Source organism: Ruegeria sp. HKCCE4148 (assembly GCF_017872495.1).
Taxonomy (GTDB): domain Bacteria; phylum Pseudomonadota; class Alphaproteobacteria; order Rhodobacterales; family Rhodobacteraceae; genus Ruegeria.
Genome location: NZ_JAEDOS010000001.1, coordinates 756936 through 781849, shown reverse-complemented (window position 1 = coordinate 781849; position 24914 = coordinate 756936). Strand labels below are relative to the sequence as shown.

Here is a 24914-nt window from a genome sequence, read left to right as displayed (position 1 = left end):
CACCTCGGCAAGCCGTTTGACAATTGCTTGAGCCTACGATGAATTCCCGCAATCTGAAGCCAGCTTATAGTCCCGCTCTCGATCAAGAACGCCAGGCCAATCAGCTTTCAAAATTAGGTCCCTAAGCAAAGGAACATGGCAAGTTCGATCCCGAGCATAGAAGTGGCGCCGGTTAATCACGAGGATTGGGAATGGTGTTTCATCCCCCTCAAACTCCGCCGTCAATACGGTTAGAAAATTGTCTTCATCATTACTTTGAAAGTCGCTTTCGACAAATCCGAGCGCCCTTACGATTTCTTCATCGAGAGCCTCAAAAAAATGGTCGGTAAAAATTACCATAAGGTCAAAATCAGAAAGTTGTTTTGAAGGATAGTTGAAGTCGATCTTCTGATTGAAATCCCCGCCGGTTACTTCAGTGGCGAGTTGACCGGAGATGCCTGAAATGAGCACTCTGACAGGTCTATCCAGGTCGTCTGATCGATCTTGAGCAGTGCTTTGCTCTGCCATGCCGAACACAAACATCAAAGTCGCGATTAAGAATAGTCCTGTTGTTTTTAGTTTCATTAAAACTTCCGCGTTCATAAACTTGAGTGTTGGAACAACCGTATAGCCAATAGTCCAGCAATCAAGCTATGTCGCGATGGGTGCGGGTTACACTCTTTCAGATGAATGCCGAGTTGAAGCCCGCCCTGCGGGCTAGGCGTTTCCGACTCGTGCAATCACTTTTTTGCAACGTACGATTGATCCGTTAACCACTTTGATTCATACTCCCGCTCAGACTGAGAGGGGCACAAGATCCCTCAGGGCAGGCAAAAACGAGGCATGAGCATGAAACAGTTCCTCTTAATCGCTTTCTGTGCCGCAACGATGACGGCCATCGCTCCGCAGGTTGAGGCCGCGCAGATCAAGCGCGCCTGCCTGGCGTCGGATCGGGCGGCGGCCACACGTGATCGGTGCAGCTGCATTCAGCGCGTGGCAGATCAGGCACTGACGCGCAGTGACCAGAAGACCGTCTCGAAGTGGTTCGAAGACCCCCATCAGGCGCAAGAGCTGAAAATGTCGCGCACGGCGCGTGATGATGCGCTGTGGGATCGGTATCAAAACTTCGGCCAGATGGCGCAGGCGATCTGCAGCTAACGCACCGCAAATCCTTGACCTGATCCACGCTGCGCCTCAGAAAAGGCGCAGCGAAAGGGATGTGCGATGGTGATGAAAGGGCTGACCCTGCGGGGCCTTGAGGTGTTCGAGGCTTTGGCGCGGACGGGATCGGTAGCGCAGGCCGCCGAGATCACCGGGCTCAGCCAGCCGTCCGTATCCCAGCAACTGCGCAATTTGGAAAAGGCGCTAGGCACCGATCTGGTTGATCACGGGCGGCGGCCTATGCGGCTGACCCAGGCCGGGCGCAGCTTTCTGGCGCGGGCCGAGGCTGTGCTGGCCGAATTGCAGGTGGCCCAAAGCGAGCTTTCGGTCATGGAGTTGGGTCATCTGACCACGCTTTCCATCGGGTTGATCGACGATTTCGACAATGATCTGACTCCACGGTTGGCCACATTGCTGGCCGATAGCCTGACCCGTTCGAAATTCAAACTGATCACCTTGTCGAGCCTCGATCTGTTTGAAGCTTTGGCCGAGCAGCGCCTCCACATGGCGATCACCGCCCATAGCGGTGAGGCGCTGGAAGGCGTGATCGAGTATCCTTTGGTCCGCGATCCGTTTATTCTGGTGGCCCCAAAGGGTTCGGGCGCGGTCGAGGCCGTGCAAGAGAGCTTGCCGTTTCTGCGTTACGCGCGCGAGCAACTGATCAGCCGCCAGATCGAAGCGCATATGGCGCGCGACGGGAAAGAGTTCGAGGAACGGTTCGAGATCGGCTCACACATGGCTTTGATGGCCATGGTCGCGCGGGGTTTGGGTTGGGCAATCACGACGCCGCTGGGCTTCATGCGCGCGGCACGCTTCCATGACGGGTTGGAGGCGCACCCTGCCCCGTTTGGAGATTTCTCTCGCACGATCTCGCTTTTGGCCCGCACCGATTGGTCGGATCAGGTCCCGCAGGAGGTCGCAGGTATGACACGTCGGCTGATGCAAAACCAGATCATCGAACCGGCCCTTAACAAACTGCCCTGGCTGAACGGTCAGTTGAAGGTGATCGGCGGCTAGCGCTCCAGATGAGCGGCCAAGCCGGCTACTGCTGTTTCGATCAGATCCAGCGCACCATCGAAATCCCGCGTATAATAGGGGTCAGGCACATGATCAGACTGGGTTTCATGGGCAAAGTCGGTCAGCAGGCGCACAGGCGTGGCGTTGCCCGTAGGACGCAGATCCTCAATATCCGCGATGTTGTTGGCATCCATGCCAATGATCAAATCGAACCGATCAAAGTCGGCGGCTGTAAACTGTCGGGCACGCAGGTCGCTAAGGTCAAATCCTCTGGCTTTTGCGGCGGCCTGCATGGGGCCGTAAGGCGGGTTGCCTGCGTGCCAACCCATGGTTCCGGCACTGTCGGTTGCGTGATGCGGCGCGCGATCGCGAAAGACGCCTTCGGCCGCAGGGGACCGGCAGATGTTGCCCAAACAGACAAAGAGGATACGGTGTGACATATGCAAGCTGTACCGTGTGGAGAGGACATGGAAAAGATTGTCATTCTGACCGGAGCCGGAATTTCCGCTGAAAGTGGGCTAGGTACCTTTCGCGATGAGGGCGGATTGTGGGCCAAGCACCGGATCGAGGATGTGGCCACGCCCGAAGGCTTTGCCCGCAATCCGGCCTTGGTTCAGGGATTTTACAATGCCCGTCGCGTTCAGGCGGCTGGCGTGAAACCCAATGCCGCCCACAAAGCACTGGCCCGGCTTCAATGCGACTGGCCCGGTGAAGTGGTGATTGTCACTCAGAACGTCGACAGCCTGCACGAAGCCGGTGGTGCACGGAATGTCATTCACATGCACGGCACCTTGGCCGGCGCGTTGTGTTCGAACTGTGGGCACCGCTGGACTGCCCCGCCCGAGATGGCGGTCGCAGAACCCTGCCCCTCCTGCAACCGGCCAACAGCCCGTCCTGATGTAGTCTGGTTCGGAGAAATGCCTTACCACATGAATGCGATTTACGACCATCTGGCCAGCGCGTCGCTCTTTGCGGCTATTGGCACATCGGGTCAGGTCTATCCAGCAGCAGCCTTTGTGCACGAGGCACAAGCGGCAGGCGCGCAAACCGTCGAGATTAATCTGGAGCCAACGCTTGGGGCCTCGGGGTTTGACACATATATCCTTGGCAAGGCGTCAGAGACGGTGCCTAACTGGGTTGAGCAATTGCTGGCACGACCCTCATAAGATGCAGACAACACTATATTTTTTGCTTAGATTGCGCCCGAAACGATTGGAGGATCAGCCATGGCCGACCAAGAACCCAAAACCGGCGAAATCCTGGAGGATGGCAGCATGGCCCAGCGCGACTTGCTGGGCGAGCAGCTATCCAATCTCTGGTGGACCTTTTTACTGCGTGGAGCGTTGGCGGGGATTGTTGGCATTGCTGCGCTGTTCTGGCCCTCTGGCAGCATCGCCGTGCTGTTGCAACTGGTCGGAGTACTATTGATCCTGGATGGCGGCCTGACTCTTTTGGGGGTTGGACGCCGTGGTGTTTTAGGAGGTGCCGCGATCGGCGCGCTAGTGATCGGTCTGATCCTGCTGATCTGGCCGGAAGGCACGGTCAAGCTTGCCTTTTTCCTGTTGGGTGCATGGGCGCTTATCATCGGGATCGGTTCACTGGCCGCCGCTCAGCAGATGCACCAGCGAGACCCGCAACGCGGATCAATGCGGGTTTCGGGCTTTGTTGCCCTGGTTGTCGGGCTGGTTCTGATGATCTGGCCAGCGGTGGCATTGGTGGCGCTTGGGTGGGGTATCGCCTTTTCGGCGCTTGCAATCGCTGCTGTCATGTTCTGGCTGGCCTCCCGGTTCCGAAAAGCGGGTGATCGGGTCGGACTAAAGACCGTGAATAAATAAAAGCCACCCCCCTCAACAAACGCACTCAGGCCGGGCAATGCCCGGCCTGATGCATGGAAAAGGTGCAACGTGGCGCAAAGACAGGCGCGCTTTAATCCGTGCTCTCTCCGTGAGATCCGTGACCGCCATGACCACCTTTGTCTTGACGTTCCAGATCAACGGGTATCTCGATCGCGACCTCGCCGGCATTCTCGAAAATCAGAGTGACGGGCACCATTGCGTCTTGCTCGAAAGGCGCTGTCAGGCCCATGAACATCACATGAGCCCCGCCGCGTTTCAGCATGTAGGTTTCGCCAGCGGGAATGACAAAGCCTTCTTCCACATGCACCATCTTGGCCACGCCGTTATCGTCGACCTCGTGTGTATGCAGCTCAACACGGGCCGCGGCGTCCGAAGTTGCGCCGATCAGGCGGTCATCTGCGACGCCCTGATTCTCGATCATCATGAAAGCGGCACCAGCCTTGGCCGTTTTGCCCGAAGAGCGGGCATAAGCGTCATCCACCTTGATGGTGCCATCGGCCAGAGCGGGAACGGCCAGCGTGACTGCGGCCAAGGTTGCAAGCAGTTTGGATTTGAGGGACATCGCGCCTCTCCTTGTTGTTCAAAACTTTAGAAAAGATGGGTTTCAAACAACAGAAGGCGGCGCGCGGGCCGGAGCGCGCGGCACCGGCAATGCGATCTGGTTGCCCACATCTCGCAATGGCGCGGGTTGCGCAAGTTCCGGCGCTGCGGGCAATGTGGGATGGGTCGCGGCAATTGCCCCCATGAGGGACAGCGCGTAATCCGGGCAATAGTGCGGTGGCGCAATAGGTTGCCCACTTTCATCCATGTAGACAACGACCGGGCCATTTCCGGTGCACAATACCATCTGGCCAACAGCACTATTCATGCCGCGCGACATGGCAAGACCCTGCCCGGTCAGCACCAGAAGCAGGGATAAAACAAACGGCAGAATACTGGCGGTCTTAGGTCTCATCCTGACCTTGGTATAGGTCAGCGTGCAAAGGCGCTTCAAGCGCTAAAGGGTCGCGCTTGAAGCGGTTCTCAGTAGTCCACCCCAGGTCGTTTCACTTCGCTTGCAGTAAAGCTGGTGTGCGACTGGTTCACTTTGCGCTGTATCTGCGCGCAGGCTGCAATTGCCTTGCGGAGCACAGCGGCCAGAAAAAGAAAAATGTAGAAACTTTTTAACGACATATTCGGGCCCCCGCCTGATGAATGACCTAACGTTAAGTCAGATTCGAATCTCTGTATGTGAAGAAATTCACCAATCGAGAAAAATTATTTCGAATTCGGGAACAATGCGAATTGCCGCCATATAGCCACAGAGCAAAAAAGCCCCGCACCAAAAGGGTACGGGGCCTTGAATTACGTAAGAGAATAAAGGCTTAGGCCGAGGCTTGCGCCTTGGCGATTTCCTTTTTCACTTTCAGAGCGTTTGCCGACAGCTCTTCGTCCTTGGCTTTAGCCAGGAACGCGTCCAGACCACCGCGGTGGTCTACCGAGCGCAGCGCAGCTGCCGAGATGCGCAGTTTAACACCGCGACCCAGGGTCTCGGACTGCAGGGTGACGTCGTTCAGGTTCGGCAGGAAACGACGTTTGGTTTTGTTGTTGGCGTGGCTGACATTGTTGCCAGTCATCGGGCCTTTTCCGGTCAGTTCGCAACGGCGCGACATGGTTTCTTCCTTTGTTTCTGGAGGCCGGGCTTCAGACCCTTGGCCAAATCACAAGGGGCGCAACCCGAAGTCGCGCCCGAAAACTGGTTGGATGCGTGTAGTGGGAATCGCCGGGAGGGTCAAGACAGGCCGCGCGAAATCTTTTATTTTGCACAGCCCGTAGGCTCCCCGACCAAACCCGACCATCAGGTCAGCGCACCGAGCAGTTCCTCTGCCGCTTTTGCCGGGTTCAAATGCCCGGCTGAGACTTCGGCGTTCAGACGCTCCATCTCGGCCTTGGCCTGCGGTGTGTCGAGTCGCGCAAGAAGAGCATGACGCACCTCTTGGTCGAACCAATACCGTGCTTGCGCCGCGCGATTGGCTTCCCAAATGCCATTGTCCCGACGCCATTGGGTCAAGGATTGCATTTCGTCCCACGCCTGCTCCAGCCCATGTTCTTCAACCGCTGATACGGTCATGGCCTTGGGAAAACCTTCGGGATCTTGCGGACGTTTACGCAGCAATCGCAACGCGCCCGCATAGTCCGCGCAGGTGCGTGTGGCAGTGGCCTTCAGGTCGCCATCAGCCTTATTGATCAGGATGATGTCGGCCATCTCCATTATGCCGCGTTTCACACCCTGCAATTCGTCTCCGCCCGCAGGGGCCAACAACAGCAGGAACAGATCCGACAGCTCGGAAACAACCGTCTCCGACTGCCCCACACCAACCGTTTCGATGAGCACCACATCATAACCCGCCGCCTCGCACAGGGCGATGGCCTCACGGGTACGACGGGCTACGCCGCCAAGGTGGCTTTGGCTGGGAGAAGGCCGGATAAAGGCATTTTTTTCCCGACTCAGGCGTTCCATCCGGGTTTTGTCGCCCAGAATCGAACCACCCGAACGTGCCGAGCTCGGATCGACCGCCAAAACAGCCACGCGCAGTCCTTGCCCAGTCAGCATCATGCCGAAGCTTTCAATAAAGGTGGACTTGCCAACCCCGGGCGTCCCCGACAAACCGATCCGCAACGCCTGACGTCCCGATCCCGCAAGCTGAGTTAAAAGCTCGCTGGCTTGCGCCCGATGATCAGCACGATTGCTTTCGACAAGAGTGATGGCACGCGCCAGCGCACGACGCTCGCCGTTCAATATCCTGTCACTTAAACTGTCTGTCTGCATGCTTGTTCCGTTCCCTGAGGCAGGAATAGTTGCCGTGGTCGGGGGGTATTTGTCCAGACCGAAGAGCACGGGAATTGCGCGCAAAACAAATCCTGCGGCATTTCGTTCATGGCCTGCAGCTTGTGCAAGTGCGGGAACTGGACGCCGCCAGCACGATGGCGGATAAGGTGCACATGACCAATCGCCTGCCAATAGATGACGCCGTTCCCGCCTTGCTGAATGCCTTGCGTGCCCGTGGACGCGCAGTGCTGCAGGCACCGCCAGGCGCAGGCAAGACCACGCGGGTGCCGTTGGCGATGCTCGAGGCCGATCTGTGCGACGGCAAGATCGTGATGCTGGAACCCCGAAGGCTGGCTGCGCGGGCAGCGGCAGAGCGGATGACCGAAACTCTGGGAGAGCGCGCGGGGCAGACCGTGGGCTACCGTGTACGTGGCGATGCGAAAGTGTCCAAGGACACGCGGATCGAGGTCGTCACCGAAGGCATCCTGACCCGAATGCTGCAATCAGACCCTGACCTGCCCGGTATCAGCGCGGTGATTTTCGACGAATTCCACGAACGCTCTTTGAACGCTGATCTGGGGCTTGCGCTGTGCCTCGAGGTGGCAGGTGCGCTGCGGGATGACCTAATCCTGCTGGCCATGTCTGCCACCTTGGATGCCGAGCCCGTTGGCCAATTGATGGACGCCCCGCTGATCACGTCCGAGGGGCGCAGCTTTCCTGTCAAGACCCGCTGGCTGGATCGCCCCTTGGGGCTACAAGCACGTCGTTTGGATGCGCTGGTAGAACTGGTGGTACAGGCCGAACGTGAAACGCGCGCCACAGGAGGTGGTCTTTTGGTGTTCCTGCCCGGTGAAGGCGAAATCCGGCGGGCCGAGGCCGCCTTGAAAGCCAGACTATCTGAAGCCTGTGCCGTGTATCCATTGTTCGGGGCAATGCCCTTTGCCGCCCAGCGCGCAGCGATTGCCCCCGCTAAAAGCGGGCGCAAAGTGGTGCTGGCGACGTCGATTGCCGAAACCTCTTTGACCATCCCAGATATCCGCGTGGTCGTGGATATGGGGCAAGCGCGGCGGGCACGGTTTGATCCGGGCTCGGGCATGTCGAGGTTGGTCACAGAACGCGTGACGCGGGCCGAAGCGACGCAACGCGCGGGTCGCGCGGGCCGTGTGGCCGAAGGCGTGTGTTATAGGCTGTGGTCAAAAGGTGAAGAAGGCGCGCTGGCCGCCTACCCGCCCGCCGAGATCGAGGCAGCTGACTTGACCGGACTGGCGTTGGAACTGGCGTTGTGGGGCGCGGACGCCAATGATCTGGCCTTTTTGACACCGCCGCCCGACGGAACACTGGCCGAGGCACGGGCATTGCTGACGATGCTTGGCGCACTGGACGATAAGGGGCGGATCACTGATCACGGGCGAGCCTTGGCCGCGTTACCTCTGCACCCCCGGCTGGGTCACATGTTGGAAAGCGCAGGTTCGCAAGCTGCGCCATTGGCGGCACTTATGGCTGAACGTGACCCCTTGCGCGGCGCCCCGGTCGATATCGCGCTACGGCAAGAGGCGTTGCGCGACGTGCGTGCGTTTCAGCGTAACCGCGTATGGCAGGTGAATATGGGCGCCATAGACCGTATCCAGGCCGAAACCAAAAGACTGCGGGCGCAGGCCAAGAACGGGTCCGAGCGCCTGAGCCCTGCGGCCATGGTCGCCCTGGCCTACCCTGATCGCGTCGGACAGCGGCGCAAAGGAGAAGCACCGCGCTATGTGCTGTCGGGCGGCAAGGGCGTTGTTCTGGACAATGGTGACACGCTGGCGGGCGCGCCTTACTTGGTTGTGAACGATACGGATGGCAACCCGCGCGAAGCAAAGGTACGCATGGCCACGCAGATCTCGGAACAAGAGATCCGGGATTTGTTTTGCGATCAAATCGCCTGGGTTGACAGTTGCACGTGGTCGAAACGCGAACGCCGGGTTGTGTCACGACGACAGGAACGGTTCGGTGCGATCACCTTGGATGATCGTATCTGGAAGGAAGTCCCGGATGAAGATGTCGCGCGGGCCATGCTGGACGGGGTCCGCGACCTAGGGCTGCGACTGGACGGGGCCGCCGGTCGACTGGCAGCCCGGGTCGAACTGGTGCGCGCAGACGGGACCGACCTGCCCGATTTCTCGGTCGAAGGCCTGATGGCCGACTTGGAGGATTGGCTGCTGCCGATGCTCTCAGACGTCAAAAGCGCGGAAGATTGGAAGCGTTTCGACCTGTTACCCGCCCTGCGCGCCCGTTTGGATTGGGCACAGACGCAAGAACTGGACCGCCGTGCACCGGGATCGTTTGAAACACCGCTAGGACGCAAGGTGCCGATTGACTACAGTGCAGCGGTGCCAGAAATCTCGGTCCGGTTGCAGGAATTGTTCGGCGTTTCGAGTCACCCGGTTGTCGGGGGCGCGCCGCTGAAAATTACCCTTCTGTCACCTGCGCAACGTCCGATCCAGATCACCCGCGATCTACCCGGATTCTGGGCTGGCTCTTACGCGGACGTGCGCAAGGATATGCGGGCCCAGTATCCAAAACACCCGTGGCCGGAAGACCCAACACAAGCCGACCCAACGCTGAGGGCAAAGCGCAGACGCGGCTAAGGCAAGATCGACCGGGGCTGAAACAGTGTTCAGCCACTCGAACCGAAAACTGCTCACGAATACGGAAAATCTGAAGATTTAATTGAAATTCAACATTTCCACTGTTACGTCCCTTCAGTTCCGATGACAGGATATGGTTGATACGCTGCGGATGGGTTCAAAACTGCGAAATATCTGGGAAGAGGTTGGTCGGCCTTTGTTCCTGCGCCCCAGACGGGTGCAGTTCGCGGCTTTGTGCACCCGAAAACACAAAGGGCAGAATGAGGTTCTGTTGATCACCAGTCGGGATACCGGGCGCTGGATCATTCCAAAGGGCTGGCCGATTGACGGTCTGGACGGGGCCGAAACGGCGCTGCAGGAGGCTTGGGAAGAGGCCGGAGTGCGGGCGGACAAGGTGGACAAGAAACCCATCGGTCACTTTACTTACGACAAAATCCTCAAGGACGGGTCGACGCAACCGGTGCTGACCAATGTATACCGGATTGTGGTGCGCAAGCTGGTCGAAGACTTCCCCGAAGCCCATCAGCGGACACGAAAGTGGTTTTCACCGGCCGAAGCCGCCACGCAGGTGCAGGAACCTGAACTACAGTCGCTGCTGCGTCAAATGTAACAACTTCGCAACAAATTGATGACATGCGGCTTGTCCTTGCAGCATCGAAACGTTAGCTGCGGGCCGTCTTTGAAAAACTGATCAAGCCCATGTCTGACACAAACCCCAAGCCGCGCTGGCAGGCGCTGGACAGCGACCTGCATCGCATTTCTCGCGTTGAAAACGCCAACATACACGTTTCCCGTCCTTTGTTGGCACCGGGAATCGCGTTGGCGTTCATGGTCGTTGCAGGACTGACAGCGGCCGTTCTGTTTGGTCAGGCCGATGGCAGCTACATCGTGGTCGCCGCTGCCGCTTTTGGGGCCTATATGGCGATCAACATTGGCGCAAATGATGTGGCCAACAACATGGGTCCAGCCGTTGGTGCAAACGCACTGACTATGGGCGGGGCCATCTTGATCGCGGCCATCGCCGAAAGCGCAGGTGCGTTGCTGGCAGGTGGTGATGTGGTTTCGACCATTTCCAAAGGGATCATTGATCCTGCGTCTGTTCAGAACAGCAACGTTTTCATCTGGGCGATGATGGCAGCACTGATTTCGTCGGCCATGTGGGTCAATCTGGCAACTTGGGTCGGCGCGCCTGTGTCGACTACGCACTCGGTTGTCGGAGGCGTCATGGGGGCCGGGATTGCAGCAGCGGGGCTAAGTGCAGTCAGTTGGGGCACGATGAGCGCAATTGCGGCCAGTTGGGTGATCTCGCCTGTACTGGGTGGTTTGATTTCCGCCGGTTTTCTGGCGCTGATCCAGACCAAGATTCAATATCAGAATGATAAGATCGCGGCGGCCCGCAAATGGGTGCCCATCCTTGTGGCAGTGATGGCAGGGGCCTTTGCCACTTATCTTGCCGTAAAGGGGCTTAAACGCATCGTTAAAATCGAACTTGAGATGGCGCTGCTAATCGGGTTGGCCGCAGGTCTGCTGGCCTGGTCCGCCACCATCCCATGGGTGCGACGCAAGTCCGAAGGGCTTGAAAACCGAACGCGGTCACTGAAAGCTCTGTTTGGCTTGCCGCTGGTCATCTCGGCCACGTTCCTGAGTTTCGCACATGGCGCAAATGACGTGGCCAATGCGGTTGGCCCTCTGGCCGCGATTGTGCACGCGGCAGAATTCGGGGATTTCGCGTCGAAGGTCTCAATTCCGCTTTGGGTAATGATTATCGGCGCGTTTGGGATTTCCTTTGGTCTGTTCTTATTTGGCCCCAAACTGATCCGGATGGTCGGTAGCCAGATCACCAAGCTGAACCCTATGCGGGCTTTCTGTGTCGCCCTTTCGGCGGCGATCACCGTGATCGTGGCCAGTTGGCTGGGGCTGCCTGTCAGCTCGACCCATATCGCAGTTGGCGCAGTTTTTGGTGTGGGCTTTTTCCGCGAGTGGGACTCCGAACGGCGACGTAAACGCGCCAACCTGCTGCGTGCAACAGGGCATAATCTGGCACCCGAAGAGTACCGCCGTCGTAAACTGGTGCGGCGCTCGCATTTTATGACCATCGTAGCGGCCTGGGTCATCACCGTACCTGCTGCCGCGACCATGTCAGCCATAATCTTTTGGATGCTAACTGCTTTCGCCTAAGGGGTCTTACAACCTGATCTGATCCGGGGTCAGCGGGTGATCAGGCGCGTGTTTGATCAGGTCGGACACTTGTATGCAGATGGGCGTCGGCACCCCGGCTTCATGGCCCAACCGTATTATGTGGCCTTGCAAACTGTCGATTTCCGTTTGTCGTTCAGCCATCAGATCATAGGCCATAGACGTCCGGGCACTGGGATCAATCGTCAGCATCCGGGCGGCGACGCGGGTAAACAGCGGAGTCGGCAGCCGCAGGATATGCGGGGTCATCCAAACCGGAAGCGGCGTGGTCGATGCCACTGGGTGCCCCGCCGCCTTGAGAACCAAAAGCGCCTCGGCCATCTGATCCGCAACAAGTAAACGCCAGTCGCGGCTTTTCAGTTGATCCACGATCGTCAAACCCGACAGTGCATTCAGCGCGTTATTCAGATTGATCAACAGTTTGCCCCATTGCACGGCCTCGATCTGATCACTCGCCAAAACAGGCAGATCCGGGCTGCTGAGACGCTCGGCCAGATCTCCGGGCCCATTTTCGATGACGACTTCGCCCGAGGTGGCCCGGTGATAGGTCGCAGGCCCACTAGGCACCACGTTAAAGGGCACCATTCCGGCACGGACATCTCGCCCCGGCAAGGCAGCACGCAAGGTCGCAGCGTTTTCGATCCCGTTCTGCCAGGACAGAATCGGCGCGTCCGACGGTGCCTCAGCGGCGATCTGTTCGGCCATATCCGCAGTGGCACCCGATTTGACAGTGACGATGACCAATTCTGCATGAGCCAAACAAGCTGGATCTTGGCTGAGGTCTAGGGAATTGGCTGATGCTGTGTAATTAAGCCCATCGAAATCCGTAACAGTCAGCCCGTGTTGGCGGATCGGGTCCAGCACACGGGCGCGGCCCAGCAGGGTGACGGAATGGCCCGCTCGGGCCAGTAATGCTCCGCAATAACACCCAATGCTGCCCGCACCTGCAATGACGAGTTTCATAATGCCCCCTCAGAAATACCTGAAAGGATCACCGCAAACGACCTGTTACACAACCCCGCCGCTTTTCGGGGCGCTTGTCAACGTGCCAACCGAGGTTTGGTACGTTCAAGCTCTTCAGAAATAGGGATAAACTCCTGATCGTCACCCGGTGGCAAATGGAACGCACCATTGGCCCAATCGGCGCTTTTCCACTCACGCGTTGCGGTTTCGATCTTTTCTTTCGAAGAGGAAACGAAGTTCCACCAGATATACCGGTCCTCGTTCAGCGTCGCGCCGCCCAGCAGCATCAGCCGCGCACCCAAGGGGCCCGCTTTGACCGACAGCTTGTCGCCGGGGCGGAAAACCATCATACGGCCTTCGTCAAACGTGTCGCCTGCGATCTCGACCGAGCCTTGAGTGACATAAACGCCGCGATCCTCTTGATCATCGGGCAGCGGGAACGAGGCACCGGGTTCAAGCTGCACGTCCAGATAGAAGGTTTCGGACAACATAGTCACCGGACTGGTTTCGCCATAGGCCGAGCCCAGAATCAACCGGGCGCTAGCACCCGCGTCCTGAAGATGCGGCAGCGCGGCCTGTTTATGATGTTCGAAATCAGGGGCCATATCCTCATGCGCTTCGGGCAAGGCGATCCACGTCTGGATTCCAAAAAGACTATGCTTTTTACCACGCGTTTCGTCGCTTGTGCGTTCGGAATGTGTAACACCTCGCCCCGCGACCATCCAATTGACCTCACCCGGATAGATCATCTGATGGGTTCCAAGGCTGTCGCGGTGCTCGAACTCGCCCTGATACAGATAGGTCACTGTGCCCAGTCCGATATGCGGATGGGGGCGCACGTCGATACCGCCTTCGGTGATGAATTCGGCCGGACCCATCTGATCGAAAAAGATGAACGGGCCAACCAATTGTCGTTTCACTGAAGGCAATGCGCGGCGCACTTCGAACCCGCCCAGATCGCGGGCACGCGGGATGATCAGCGTGTCCAGCGCCGGGTTTTCCGAGACGCAATCAGGATTATGGGTCGGATTCCAACTCATTTCAGCACTCCCTTGGTTGCAGATGGCAAAGCCATCCATCGTTCGCTCAAACAAGAGATAGACGCTTATTCCGCCCAATAAAGTGCGCAAACGCACAGATTGGGTGCATTGCCCCCCCGCTTAGCGGGGCCATAAGCGGGGGAAAAAGGGGCCGTCGATCTTATCGCCTTCGCCATAACCCGCGGATTCGAACTGCGCGCGCTCGTCTTCGGCCCAGTCGCCGCGGTATCGGATGACTCCATCTGGTGCAGTCATGCGAAGGGTGAAACGGCGGACCGTTTCCGACGGGGTCGTCGCGGATAGCCCGCCATGTAACGTTCGCATATCGAAAAAGATACAGTCCCCAAGCTCCAGATCCCATTGCAACAGGTCATACGCTTCGGGGTCCGCGTTTACATCAGGTGGCGGGTGATAGGTTTGCCCGGCAACTTCAGTCGGTTCATAACTCGGATGCCCATCAGCAAAGCGCACCCGCATGAAAAGCTTGTTCCAGAGGTGTGATCCCTTGACGAAGGCGATACCGTTTTCCTTCGTCACCTGCTCCAGCGGCAGCCACAGCACGCACATTGTGCCCTCAAAATCGAAGTAGGACAGATCCTGATGAAAAGGTGGGCGCGAGGTTGATCCCGCTTCGCGCAAGAACCAGTTGTCCATGACAAGATTGACAGACGGAGCCCCAAGCAGTTCAGCAGCAAGTGGTGCACAGGGAGAGTGATGAACGAATTCGGTAAATTGGGGAATTTTGTTCCAGGCCCAGTAATCCTCGAAATAGCCGGGAGCGCTTGGGTCCTTGGTATGGCGTGTGAAATTGTCGGTCGGATTTTCAAGGTCGGCGTCGATGCCTTCGCGCAATAACGACAACCAGTCGTGCGAAAACTTTGACCGAAGGACAACAGCACCGTTGCGCCGGAAGGCAGCTATGTCCTCGGCTGAGACTTTATCCACTTGTGTCATGGCACGACCTTTCGTTTCAGACACGGTGAATACAAACATCGCACCTTGTAAAACGAAACGTCAAAGAGATTCGGTGCCGCTGCCCCTGTCCGTCTCACAGAACCGTGAGAGTAGGATTTTATGATCCGGTGCACCTCGGAATCCATCGGAACCATGCTATCTTGAGTATCGTTGTCGGACCGTAAAGGGTCGCGGATTGGAGGTTTCTCAATGGCTGACGCTTTGCTCTCCCGTCGTTCACTGATTACCCAAGCTGCCGCTGTTGTGGCAACTGGGGCCTCGGGGCTTTTGTTACCAGCACGTGCGAGCGGGCTTGCACCAACGCCATCGATGCGGGGCGGATCGAACAATTACCGTCCCGGAGCACCTATCGTGAACCAGATCGGTGGCGGTGGGTTCTGGATGACCGGCACAGTGCGGCGTGCAGGCGATGGAGCCCCCCTGCCCGGCCAACGCATTCAGATCTGGGCGCACACGACCGAGGGGCACGAGCGCGATCCGCACAGCCATGGCGCGACGTTGACGGATGCGAAGGGTGAGTTTCGGCTGGAGATGCCGCAGATCGTGCCCGCCTTCGGTCAACCTCACGGGCATTTGGCCTATGACAGCGGGGAGTTCGAGACCGTTTTCCTGCGCCCCGTGATGTCGAGTGCAGATGACTTGACGCTAGCCGCGCATTTTGTATTGCAGCCGCTTTAAGAAGTGTTGAGGCGCAGTTTGATCTGGGTGCTGTTAAGTGCCGCGCTTGCTATCCCGATCATCGCAGCGGCCTATAGCCCTTATCTGGCGTGGCGTGATCCGATCTACATTCTCGCCGGATTTGCGGGCATTATCGGAATGTGCCTTTTGCTGCTGCAACCGCTGCTGGCCGGGCGCTGGTTGCCTGGACTTTCCCCTGTGTCCAGCCGCCATTGGCACAGGCGGTGTGGTCTGGCACTGATCGTGGCCATATTGATCCATGTGGGAGGTCTATGGATCACCAGCCCGCCAGACGTAGTCGACGCCTTGCTTTTTGTTTCAGCCACCCCGTTTTCGAATTGGGGTGTCATCGCGATGTGGTCAGCTTTTGCAGCGGCTCTGTTGGGTGTCATGCGCCAACGTTTGAACCTGCGGTTTCGCCTTTGGCGGCTTAGCCATACCGGTCTAGCAATGGTGACGATTATCGGCAGTGTTGTTCACGCGATGCTGATCGAGGGAACGATGGAAACCATGACCAAGACCACGTTATGCGTTCTGGTTCTATTGGCGAGCGCACGGACGCTCGCCAAGCTAAAGGTTTGGGATATCCGCCGACGAGCCTAAACGCCCAGGCACCAACGCATGACAGCTTTTTGCGCGTGCAGGCGGTTTTCGGCCTCGTCAAAAATGACCGAGTTCGGACCATCCATCACCTCGGACGTTGCCTCTTCCTCACGGTGCGCGGGCAGGCAGTGCATAAACAACGCATCTGGTTTGGCGTGTGACATAAGTTCCGTGTTGACCTGATAGGGGCGCAGCAGATTGTGGCGGCGTTCTTTGGCCGATTGGGAATCATGCATGGAAACCCAGGTGTCCGCGACCACCAGGTCCGCTCCTTCAACGGCTTTGAACGGGTCGCGTTCCACCACGATTTGCGAGCCTTTCTGGCGCGCAAAGCCCATAAACTCTTCCTCGGGATCAAATTGCGCCGGACCTGTGAATGTCAGATCGAACCCGAACTGGCCCGCCGCGTGCAGGAACGACGCGCAGACGTTATTCCCATCTCCGGTCCAGACCACTTTTTTTCCTGCGATGGGGCCGCGATGTTCTTCGAACGTCAGCACGTCGGCCATGATCTGGCAGGGATGAGTCCGGTCGGTCAGGCCGTTGATCACCGGTACATCCGAATATTCCGCCATCTCAGTCAGGATGGTTTCATCAAAGGTCCGGATCATGATCATGTCGACATAGCGGGACAGGACGCGCGCGGTATCGGCAATTGTCTCGCCATGCCCCAGCTGCATGTCTTTACCCGAAAGTACCATGGTCTGTCCGCCCATCTGGCGCACACCCACGTCAAAGGACACGCGCGTCCGGGTTGAAGGCTTTTCAAAGATCAGCGCAACCATACGATCTTTGAGCGGTTGTGCCTCATCAAGTGCTGCCTTGGGGCGACCCAGGCGGGCCCGCTTCATTGCGCCCGCCTGATCAATCATGGCCCGCAGGTCGTTGGCGTCGGTTTTATGGATATCGAGAAAGTGGTTCATGTCGTTTCGCTTTTGGCTGAGCGGTGCGTGGGGGCCAGCCCCCACACCCCCGCCGTATTTGGAACAAGAAGAAAGGTCAGGCGCTGGTGAGTTGTGAGTTGACCTGTGTTGCCGCCTTGGCCAGGCGGATCAGGGCTTGGGCGATGTCGTCCTCGGACAGCGTCAGCGGCGGCAGCAAGCGGATGACGTTGTCGGCGGCGGGGACCGTAATGACCTCGTTTTCATAGCCCGCATTGACCATATCGATATTGGACGTCTTGCATTTGAGACCCAGCATGAGACCTGAGCCACGCACCTCTTCGAAAACGTCGGGGTGATCTGCGACCAGACCTTCGAGTTTCTGCCGCAACAGACCCGCCTTGCGATTGACTCCTTCCAGAAAAGCGGGTGTTGCGACCTGGTCAATCACTGCGCAGCCGACAGCGCAACCCAAAGGGTTGCCGCCATAGGTCGAGCCATGGGTGCCAGCGGTCATTCCGCTGGCAGCGTCTTCGGTGGCCAGTACAGCGCCCAGAGGGAAACCACCGCCAATGCCCTTGGCAACCATCATGATATCCGGAGTAATGCCCGCCCATTCATGGGCGAAGAGTTTGCCGGTGCGGCCAACGCCACATTGCACTTCGTCAAGGATCAGAAGCAGGCCATTTTTGTCACAGATCTGGCGCAGCGCCTTTAACTCAGCATCAGGCACGGGGCGGATGCCGCCTTCCCCCTGTACCGGCTCGATCATGACCGCGGCGGTGCGCTCGGTAATCGCGTTGGTAACGCCATCAAGGTCCCCAAAGGTCAGGTGTACAAATCCCGGCAAAAGCGGACCGAAGCCTTTGGTCATTTTTTCCGATCCGGCCGCGGCAATACCTGCCGACGAACGTCCATGAAATGAGCCGTCGAAGGTGATGATTTCAACCCGCTCGGGCTGACCTTTGTCATAGAAGTATTTGCGGGCCATTTTCACAGCCAGCTCGCAAGATTCCGTACCGGAGTTGGTGAAGAAAACCGTGTCGGCAAAGGTGTGTTCCACCAACTTGTCCGCCAGCGCCTGCTGCTGTGGGATGTTATAAAGGTTCGAGACATGCCACAGAGCATGAGCCTGTTCGGTCAGAGCGGCCACCAGCGCAGGATGGGCGTGGCCCAGCGCGTTGACTGCGATCCCGGCGCCCAAGTCCAGAAAACGTCGGCCATCCGCCTCGGTCAGCCAGGCGCCTTCGCCCTTCACAAATGTCAGGGGCGCGCGATTATAGGTCGGCAGAACGGACGGGATCATCGGATCATCCTTTTCGAATTGCTTGAGCCCTGTGAGTGATACACCAGAGCCTTGGTCGTCAACATATTTGGTGGGATTTGCGCGGATTTTGAACACGCAATAGATCAAAAGGGCCGGTTACGCGGTCAGGCGTCGGCGTCGGAGTCGCAGGATATGTGCGGTTTTGATCATGCTGGTCGTATAGCGGCGTAAGCTCGATCTGGGAACCCTCTAAATGAATCGTCGATAATTATCGCCACGCGGTGCTCGAAACAGGATTTCCTTCTTGTCTTTCGCGCCTATCTGCCGCACCGCTGAGACATGACGCCTGCACGCCAAGACCCCGCCCTTGCAGCCCTGTTGATCTTTGCCGCCAGCGCTCTGTTGGCTGGCACAACACTGCTGGCAAAGGCGCTTGGGACGGATGCGTTGGGCCCGCCGCTGCACCCTATGCAGATCAGCCATGGACGTTTTTTGTTTGCTTTTCTGGTGATCATCAGTGCGGTCGCGATATTGCGTCCACAGCTCAAACGCCCGCATTGGGGATTGCATATCGGGCGCTCCAGCTTTGGATGGTTGGGAATTACGCTTATGTTCGCATCGGTCGCGTATATCCCGATTGCAGATGCCACCGCGATTTCCTTCTTGAATCCGGTCTTCGCCATGGTTTTGGCGATCCCGCTTCTGAAAGAGGGGGTCGGTCCCTGGCGTTGGCTGGCCGCAGCGGTCGCCCTTGTAGGTGCATTGATTCTGTTACGCCCGACCCCTGCCAGCTTTCAACCTGCTGCCTTGTTAGCCTTGACCGCGGCCGCCGTGATCGGAATGGAGCTGATTTTCATCAAAAAGCTGTCTGGCCGCGAAATTCCAATCCAGATTTTGCTGGTGAACAACGCGATGGGATTGGTAATTGCCTCTGTCGCGGTGATTGCGGTGTGGCAGGCGCCAACATCGGAACAATGGGCAGCATTGGCTGGAATCGGTGCTTTGATGGCCTGTGCGCAAGCCTGTTTCGTCAACGGCATGGCCCGGGCGGATGCCTCTTTTGTGGCGCCGATCAGCTATGCCACGCTGGTTTATGCAGCGTTCTATGACTTTTTGGTATTCGATGTGATCCCGGACCGGATCAGCCTGATCGGGTCTTTAACCATTCTGACCGGAGGGTTGATTCTGGTTTGGCGCGAAGCGGTTAGGCGCCAAAAATGAACGGTAAAAGACAGTTTACACGGGGGGTTCTGTTCAAGCCTTCAATCTGTACCCCGTGCGCAGCATGTGCCAGGTGATCACTCCGATCAAAAGGGTTGCAAAGGTACAAACCACCATACCCACCCAGGGTGAGCTGTCTGAGACTCCGATCATGCCATAACGCAACCCGTCGATCAGATAGAAGACGGGGTTCAAGTGGGTCAGACGGTTCAGCACAGGTGGCAGCGCCTGAACCGAGTAAAATGTCCCCGACAGGAAGGCCAGCGGTGTAACGATGAAATTGGTAATGGCCGCCATCTGGTCGAATTTGTTTGCAAAAATCCCGGCAAACAAACCAAGCGCGCCCATGAAAGCCCCGCCCAGAACGACGAAGATCATCGCGATAATGATGTTCTGTGGCACGATGCCAAGAACCAGGGCCAGTGCAACAGCGACGACGCATGCAATCAGGATGCCTCGGGCAATTCCACCCGCCAGATAGCCAAGCAAGATCTCAAGCGGCGACAGAGGTGGCATCAGGGTATCCACGATATTGCCCTGCACCTTGGAAATGACCATCGAAGACGAGGTGTTTGCAAAGGCATTCTGGATCACGGTCATCATCATGATCCCCGGTGCCAGAAAGACCAGAAACGGCACGCCCATGACATCCGGTCGGCTGGGGCCGATAGCAATATTAAAAATCAGCAGAAACAACCCGGCCGTCACAAGCGGTGCCAGAATGGTCTGGGTCCAAACCGCCAGAAAGCGCAAAGTTTCACGCTGCGCCAGCGTGTAAAGGCCCATCCAGTTGACGGCTCCAAAGCGGCGCGCGGTCTGATCTGCGGAATTCTGCATGATTTGCCCCAAACCTGATTCGAAGACAGCTTGTAACTCGGGCTGCAGTGTTTAGAATAGGGGGCTGAGACGATTTCCCAAGGCGGCCCGAATCCGGGGCCGCTTTCCGCTTTTGAAAGGCTAACGATGTCCTGGACAGACGAGCGCGTAGAACTGCTGAAGAAGATGTGGGGCGAAGGCCAGTCGGCCAGCCAGATTGCCAAGGAACTGGGCGGCGTGACCCGCAACGCGGTGATCGGCAAAGTGCATCGCCTAGGCCTGTCCAACAGGACAGCGGGCGCGTCCCCTGCCAAATCCGAGCCTAAGGAAAAACCGGCCCCCGCACCCAAGGCCGAGGCCAGGCCTAAACCTGCACCAAAGACTGAACCGGCGCGCCCGGCCCCTGCCCCTGCCGCCGAGGCGAAACCTGCCGTACCGGCACGTCGTCAGATCATCCCGGCCGGTCAACCATTGCCTCCTCAACCGTCGGCCAATGAGATCAGCCCCGAGGCGCTGGCCAAGGTCAACGAGGTCGAAAAGAAGGCCAAGAAGCTGACGCTTATGGAACTGACCGAGAAGACCTGCAAATGGCCTGTGGGCGACCCCGCGACCGAGGATTTCTGGTTCTGTGGTCTGCCAGTTGAAGCAGGCAAACCCTATTGCGAAGCGCATGTGGGCGTGGCCTTCCAACCCATGAGCGCGCGCCGCGACCGACGCCGGTGACACAGATGCGCCAGGATCCGACAGCAATGGAGGATACCTGGCTAGCCCGTGCAAAGCGCCTGCTGGCCCTGTCTGAAACCGGCCAGCATTTCACCAAAGACCCTTTTGACAGGGAACGTTACGACGAGATCGCCGCCATGGCCCGCGCCATGCTGGCTGATCTCGGTCAGGTGCCGATTTCGCGGATAGAAGGGCTGATCACAGACCATGCGGGCGGCTATGCAACCCCTAGTATCGACATTCGCGGCGCGGTGATCCGGGATGACCACATCCTTCTGGTGCGCGAACGTAGTGACGGTCGGTGGTCGATGCCCGGCGGCTTTGCCGATATCGGCAGCTCTCCGGCGGAAAACATCGAGCGTGAGGTCTGGGAAGAAGCAGGGCTTCGGGTTCAGGCACGAAACCTGTACGCCTTGCGCCATAAGGCGCGACACCCTTACCCGGCAGATGCGCGTGATTTCTATAAGCTGTTCTTTTTATGCGATGAGGTAGGACAGGACGACCCTAAGACGGGAAGCGAAACCAGCGCGGTCGGGTTTTTCCCAATGTCTCAGCTGCCTGACTTATCCCTAGCGCGAAACATCGAACGAGACATTGCAGAAGCATTTGAAACGCTATCCAACTCGTCTGCAACAGTGCTTTTTGACTAATCCCTACTGCGCAGGATGTGACGGCAGGTTCGGCATCGCCACCCAACTGGGCAGTTCGTCTGGTGAAACCGAGACGTGCAGACGCTCGGATTGGTCGCGGCCTACTTTGCGGTGTTTGCGCAGAAGGAAAATCTTGCCCCAACCGCGCCACGTGCCCACCGAACGCGCATGTGGATCAATGGGGAAGCGATCGCGCCAGCCCTCAGGCAGCGGCAGCCCGTGCATCTCGGCCTTGTCCAGCATCCAGATCAAAGAGATGTTGCTGAGCGGTCGCGCCTCTTCGTACCCGTTCAACTGCCCGCCGACATCGCCATGAGTTCCGCGGAACCAGACCTGTTCTACGTGACCCTTGAACTCAGGCGTGCATTTCCAAAGCACCGGGTCGAAAACCTCGCGTGTCTCGTCCAACGCCATCGCGTGATAGCCGTGGCGGGTGGAAGGGCCCAGTTGATGGTTGTGAAAGGCGTGGCGCTCTTCGGCCCAGCGCCACAACAGCGGCAGCCGCAAACCCAACGCCTTGACGGTGTCCCAGACCCCAATCATCTCGATCTCAACCCCGTCGTGGCAGAACTTGCGGCGAAAATCGCGCGCGGCGGTGCCACTGGGATTGCATTCATAGTGGCGATAGGCTTGCTGGATGTTGCGCTCGGTCGCGTGTTCAGCCTTGAGCAAACCGATCATGTCGATCACTCCGGCCAGACTGCGCACGCCATAAGCTCCACGCGAATAGCCGATGAAATAGATACGGTCCCCAGGTTTGTAGCGTGAGGCAAGATAGCCATAGGAACGGCGGATCTGGCGGTTGATACCCCGCCCCATCATCACATCAAGCGAGGACTTCCAGCTTTCCCACTGCACGCCCGCCTCATAAAAAACCGAAACCTTGTTGCCCATTTCGCAACACAGCCGCAAGGTTTGCCCCGCATGGGTCTCGAACCCCGGTTCGAGCGTCGACATGGTACCGTCGAGGATGATGACATGGCTGAGCGGTTCGCGGTGAAGAACCTCGGCAGAATGTTCGGACCGCAGGGGCCGTCCGAGCCATCCCAGAACCTTTCTACTCAGCCGCGACAGATTCATGCGTCAGCAATTCCCATACTCTTTGAGGTGTGAAAGGCATATCCGCCTGCCGCACCCCGTGATCCCAGAGCGCATCCTGAACCGCGTTTGCCACCGCGGCCAGCGCGCCCACTGTACCGGCCTCGCCGCACCCTTTCATGCCCATCGGGTTTGAGGTTGACGGAACCGGCACCGAGGTAAACTTAATCATGGGTATGTCAGCGGCACGGGGCAAGGCGTAATCCATAAACGAAGCCGTGAGCAGCTGCCCGTGTACATCGTGCACAACACGCTCGCTCAGCGCCTGTCCGATGCCCTGAACCACCCCGCCATGAACCTGCCCTTCGGCCAACATCGGATTGATAAGATTACCAAAATCATCAACGACCGTATAGCGATCAACCCACGTTTCCCCGGTGTAAGAATCGATCACGACTTCGGCAACATGCGCGCCATTGGGATAGCTTCGGGCATCCAGGTTGGCGCGGGCTTCATGCTGTAGCAAATCCATACGCCCGTCGATGCGCGCCATCTCGGCCGCCTCGGTCAGGGTTGGCGTCAGGTTGGACCCCGGCGCGCGGAATGTCTCGTGGTCAAAACTCACATCGTTTTCCTCGACCCCCATCTTATCGGCAAGATAAGGCGTGAATGCGGCGATCATCTGGTCGATGGTCGCCAGAGTCGCCGTGCTTTGCACTGTGACCGAACGCGAGCCACCCGTGCCGCCGCCATGAGCTAACCTGTCGGTATCGCCCTGAATGACAGAGATCTTGTCCATGGGAATGCCGGTCTGATCGGACAAGAAATGGGCATAAACCGTCTCATGCCCCTGTCCGTTCGACTGAGTGCCTACATAAAGGTTCACCGAACCATCCTCGCAAAACTCGACCTTTGAGTTCTCGGAAGGGTCACCCAAAATGCTTTCGATATAGTAACATAGGCCCTGCCCCCTGATCAGGCCGCGCTCGGCATCCGCCGTTTTGCGGGCCTCAAAGCCGATGGTCTGGCTGGCTGCGCGGCTGAGGATCATGTCGAAATCGCCGACATCATAGGTTTCGCCAGTGGCCGAGGTATAAGGAAAATCGTTGGGGTGGATAAAGTTCTTGCGCCGCAGCTCCCACGGATCAACCCCCAGCTCGCGTGCTGCACGGTCCATCGCACGTTCCAGCACATAGATCGCCTCGGGGCGGCCCGCACCGCGATACGCATCGACCTGCGTTGTATTGGTATAGAACCCCTCGACCCGCAGGTAGGTAGTTTGCACGTCATAGACGCCCATCAGCACCTTGCTGAACAGGCTTGTCTGAATTGCCTGCCCGAAATGGCTGTTGTAGGCACCAAGATTGACCTTGCTGTGGACACGGTAGGCCGTGATCTTGTGATCAGCATCAAAGGCCAGTTCAGCCAACGAGTGCAGATCGCGGCCATGGTGATCGGACAGCATCGCCTCGGACCTGTCCGACATCCAGTGCACCGGTTGGCCCAACTTCATCGCAGCGACAGCGACGCAGAAATATTCAGGATATGGCATCACTTTCATGCCGAATCCGCCGCCCACATCCGGCGTGGTGACCCGGATATCCTCAGCATCAAGCTTCAGCTTTTGAACCAGTTGCGCCTTCATCGCCCAGACGCCCTGCCCGCCGTAAGAAAAATGCAGACGACCATCGGACCAATCGGCCTGACATCCGCGTGGTTCCAACGAGCTGATGATGACTCGGTTGTCCTCCACGTTCAGCGACACGGTATGAGCCGCGTCCTGAAAAGCGGCCTCGGTGGCGGCTTCGTCACCCAGCCCCCAATCAAAGGCCCGGTTGTCGGGGGTTTCTGGGTGCAGAATCTCACCGCCTGCCTTCACGTCCAGCTTGGCAGGGCGCTCTTCCGTGTCCATCCAGATCAACTCAACCGCGTCCTGCGCCTGTGTCAGCGTGTCCGCGATAACAACCGCCACCGGCTCGCCGACAAAGCGCACGCGGTCCTTGGCCAGCATGTGCCGCTCCGGAGCCGCAGCCTTCGATCCATCGCGGTTTTGTAAAACGGCGGCGTTTAGCACCGTGTCAATGCCCGAAGCTGCCAGATCATCCAACGTCATCACCAGTCGCACACCTTCGGCAGAGCGCGCATCCTCAAGATCTAAACTTGTAATTTCCCCATGGGCCACCGGGCTGCGGAAAAAGGCAGCAAACAGCGCTTTTTCAGGCACGGCATCATCCATGTAACGCCCCTGCCCAGTCAGGAACCGCTGATCTTCGGTCCGCTTTACGGGTTGGCTCCTGCCGAATTTTTCCATGGACGGTCCTCCTTATGGATCTTGCGGCCGAGCCTAGCCCGTGCCCCGACGATGTCCAGCGGAGCTCACGGAAATTCGTTTGTGCCTGCCAGATGTTGGAGTA

26 protein-coding genes are annotated in these 24914 nt (G+C 58.1%); 12 read left to right on the top strand and 14 right to left on the bottom strand.

Translation table 11 applies throughout. From position 1 onward, the window contains the following. Positions 1 to 33: 33 nt before the first annotated feature. Positions 34 to 564, bottom strand: coding sequence for a hypothetical protein (locus tag I9187_RS03850; RefSeq protein ID WP_171727630.1), 531 nt, complete (start codon positions 562 to 564; stop codon positions 34 to 36). Positions 565 to 828: 264 nt separating this feature from the next. Between I9187_RS03850 and I9187_RS03845 the strand changes: the two genes are divergently transcribed. Further along, positions 829 to 1137: a hypothetical protein gene (locus tag I9187_RS03845; protein ID WP_171177743.1), complete on the top strand. Its 309-nt coding sequence runs from the start codon at positions 829 to 831 to the stop codon at positions 1135 to 1137. A 66-nt stretch (positions 1138 to 1203) separates the two neighbouring features. Next, positions 1204 to 2157 carry a LysR family transcriptional regulator gene (locus I9187_RS03840; RefSeq protein WP_171238185.1) on the top strand — a complete coding sequence of 318 codons (954 nt, stop codon included), beginning with the start codon at positions 1204 to 1206 and terminating at the stop codon, positions 2155 to 2157. On the opposite strand, the gene I9187_RS03835 is transcribed toward I9187_RS03840, so the two are convergent. Beyond that, positions 2154 to 2597, bottom strand: coding sequence for a low molecular weight protein-tyrosine-phosphatase (locus tag I9187_RS03835; RefSeq protein ID WP_171177747.1), 444 nt, complete (start codon positions 2595 to 2597; stop codon positions 2154 to 2156). The two genes, I9187_RS03840 and I9187_RS03835, sit on opposite strands and share 4 nt — an antisense overlap. A gap of 27 nt (positions 2598 to 2624) precedes the next feature. On the opposite strand from I9187_RS03835, the gene I9187_RS03830 reads away from it, so the two are divergent. Together I9187_RS03830 and I9187_RS03825 are read left to right on the top strand one after the other, a co-directional pair. Beyond that, complete coding sequence (locus I9187_RS03830; protein WP_171619673.1) at positions 2625 to 3323, top strand: NAD-dependent deacylase; 699 nt, start codon at positions 2625 to 2627, stop codon at positions 3321 to 3323. A 60-nt stretch (positions 3324 to 3383) separates the two neighbouring features. Then, entirely contained in the window at positions 3384 to 3992 is a 609-nt protein-coding gene (locus I9187_RS03825) for a DUF308 domain-containing protein (RefSeq protein WP_171177751.1), read from the top strand. 91 nt (positions 3993 to 4083) lie between these two features. On the opposite strand, the gene I9187_RS03820 is transcribed toward I9187_RS03825, so the two are convergent. From I9187_RS03820 to meaB, 4 genes are all read right to left on the bottom strand, one after another. Then, positions 4084 to 4575 (bottom strand): copper chaperone PCu(A)C, encoded by a 492-nt coding sequence (locus I9187_RS03820; RefSeq protein ID WP_171177754.1) that lies wholly within the window; start codon positions 4573 to 4575, stop codon positions 4084 to 4086. Between the two features lie 42 nt (positions 4576 to 4617). Then, positions 4618 to 4968 (bottom strand): hypothetical protein, encoded by a 351-nt coding sequence (locus tag I9187_RS03815; RefSeq protein ID WP_171177756.1) that lies wholly within the window; start codon positions 4966 to 4968, stop codon positions 4618 to 4620. A 409-nt stretch (positions 4969 to 5377) separates the two neighbouring features. Then, positions 5378 to 5665: a 50S ribosomal protein L28 gene (rpmB, locus tag I9187_RS03810; RefSeq protein WP_171094054.1), complete on the bottom strand. Its 288-nt coding sequence runs from the start codon at positions 5663 to 5665 to the stop codon at positions 5378 to 5380. Positions 5666 to 5850: 185 nt separating this feature from the next. Beyond that, positions 5851 to 6822, bottom strand: a complete 972-nt coding sequence (gene meaB, locus I9187_RS03805; protein ID WP_171177758.1) for a methylmalonyl Co-A mutase-associated GTPase MeaB — start codon at positions 6820 to 6822, stop codon at positions 5851 to 5853. A gap of 173 nt (positions 6823 to 6995) precedes the next feature. On the opposite strand from meaB, the gene hrpB reads away from it, so the two are divergent. The 3 genes from hrpB (at position 6996) to I9187_RS03790 (ending at position 11627) form a co-directional block, all read left to right on the top strand. Continuing rightward, on the top strand, positions 6996 to 9449 hold the full coding sequence (gene hrpB / locus I9187_RS03800) for an ATP-dependent helicase HrpB (protein WP_171727650.1): 2454 nt from the start codon (positions 6996 to 6998) through the stop codon (positions 9447 to 9449). Positions 9450 to 9582: 133 nt separating this feature from the next. Further along, positions 9583 to 10059: an NUDIX hydrolase gene (locus I9187_RS03795; RefSeq protein WP_245222999.1), complete on the top strand. Its 477-nt coding sequence runs from the start codon at positions 9583 to 9585 to the stop codon at positions 10057 to 10059. Between the two features lie 89 nt (positions 10060 to 10148). Next, positions 10149 to 11627, top strand: a complete 1479-nt coding sequence (locus I9187_RS03790; RefSeq protein ID WP_171619669.1) for an inorganic phosphate transporter — start codon at positions 10149 to 10151, stop codon at positions 11625 to 11627. A 6-nt stretch (positions 11628 to 11633) separates the two neighbouring features. Here I9187_RS03790 and I9187_RS03785 read toward each other — a convergent pair whose 3' ends face one another. The 3 genes from I9187_RS03785 to I9187_RS03775 all read right to left on the bottom strand — a co-directional run bounded on the left by I9187_RS03785 (position 11634) and on the right by I9187_RS03775 (position 14602). Continuing rightward, complete coding sequence (locus tag I9187_RS03785; RefSeq protein WP_209509539.1) at positions 11634 to 12608, bottom strand: 2-dehydropantoate 2-reductase; 975 nt, start codon at positions 12606 to 12608, stop codon at positions 11634 to 11636. Positions 12609 to 12685: 77 nt separating this feature from the next. Then, positions 12686 to 13648, bottom strand: coding sequence for a pirin family protein (locus tag I9187_RS03780; RefSeq protein ID WP_171177764.1), 963 nt, complete (start codon positions 13646 to 13648; stop codon positions 12686 to 12688). A 120-nt stretch (positions 13649 to 13768) separates the two neighbouring features. Next, complete coding sequence (locus tag I9187_RS03775) at positions 13769 to 14602, bottom strand: phytanoyl-CoA dioxygenase family protein (protein ID WP_171177766.1); 834 nt, start codon at positions 14600 to 14602, stop codon at positions 13769 to 13771. 210 nt (positions 14603 to 14812) lie between these two features. Here I9187_RS03775 and I9187_RS03770 point away from each other — a divergent pair, with 210 nt between their 5' ends. Further along, on the top strand, positions 14813 to 15301 hold the full coding sequence (locus tag I9187_RS03770; RefSeq protein WP_171177768.1) for a twin-arginine translocation pathway signal: 489 nt from the start codon (positions 14813 to 14815) through the stop codon (positions 15299 to 15301). 18 nt (positions 15302 to 15319) lie between these two features. Further along, positions 15320 to 15904 carry a ferric reductase-like transmembrane domain-containing protein gene (locus I9187_RS03765; protein WP_245222996.1) on the top strand — a complete coding sequence of 195 codons (585 nt, stop codon included), beginning with the start codon at positions 15320 to 15322 and terminating at the stop codon, positions 15902 to 15904. Here I9187_RS03765 and argF read toward each other — a convergent pair. Together argF and I9187_RS03755 are read right to left on the bottom strand one after the other, a co-directional pair. After that, complete coding sequence (gene argF / locus I9187_RS03760; RefSeq protein WP_171177780.1) at positions 15901 to 16827, bottom strand: ornithine carbamoyltransferase; 927 nt, start codon at positions 16825 to 16827, stop codon at positions 15901 to 15903. The genes I9187_RS03765 and argF overlap by 4 nt on opposite strands. A 76-nt stretch (positions 16828 to 16903) precedes the next feature. After that, on the bottom strand, positions 16904 to 18091 hold the full coding sequence (locus I9187_RS03755) for an aspartate aminotransferase family protein (RefSeq protein WP_171177783.1): 1188 nt from the start codon (positions 18089 to 18091) through the stop codon (positions 16904 to 16906). A 300-nt stretch (positions 18092 to 18391) separates the two neighbouring features. Here I9187_RS03755 and I9187_RS03750 point away from each other — a divergent pair, with 300 nt between their 5' ends. After that, complete coding sequence (locus tag I9187_RS03750; protein ID WP_171177785.1) at positions 18392 to 19273, top strand: DMT family transporter; 882 nt, start codon at positions 18392 to 18394, stop codon at positions 19271 to 19273. Between the two features lie 33 nt (positions 19274 to 19306). On the opposite strand, the gene I9187_RS03745 is transcribed toward I9187_RS03750, so the two are convergent. Then, on the bottom strand, positions 19307 to 20110 hold the full coding sequence (locus I9187_RS03745) for an ABC transporter permease (protein ID WP_171177787.1): 804 nt from the start codon (positions 20108 to 20110) through the stop codon (positions 19307 to 19309). A gap of 126 nt (positions 20111 to 20236) precedes the next feature. Between I9187_RS03745 and I9187_RS03740 the strand changes: the two genes are divergently transcribed. Continuing rightward, entirely contained in the window at positions 20237 to 20812 is a 576-nt protein-coding gene (locus tag I9187_RS03740; protein WP_171177789.1) for a GcrA family cell cycle regulator, read from the top strand. A 5-nt stretch (positions 20813 to 20817) separates the two neighbouring features. Next, entirely contained in the window at positions 20818 to 21462 is a 645-nt protein-coding gene (locus I9187_RS03735; protein WP_209509536.1) for an NUDIX hydrolase, read from the top strand. Between the two features lie 3 nt (positions 21463 to 21465). Here I9187_RS03735 and I9187_RS03730 read toward each other — a convergent pair whose 3' ends face one another. Then, positions 21466 to 22542 carry a DUF2235 domain-containing protein gene (locus I9187_RS03730; protein WP_171177791.1) on the bottom strand — a complete coding sequence of 359 codons (1077 nt, stop codon included), beginning with the start codon at positions 22540 to 22542 and terminating at the stop codon, positions 21466 to 21468. Next, positions 22520 to 24811 carry a xanthine dehydrogenase family protein molybdopterin-binding subunit gene (locus tag I9187_RS03725; protein WP_171727634.1) on the bottom strand — a complete coding sequence of 764 codons (2292 nt, stop codon included), beginning with the start codon at positions 24809 to 24811 and terminating at the stop codon, positions 22520 to 22522. The genes I9187_RS03730 and I9187_RS03725 overlap by 23 nt, the downstream gene beginning before the upstream one ends. Positions 24812 to 24914: the final 103 nt, after the last annotated feature.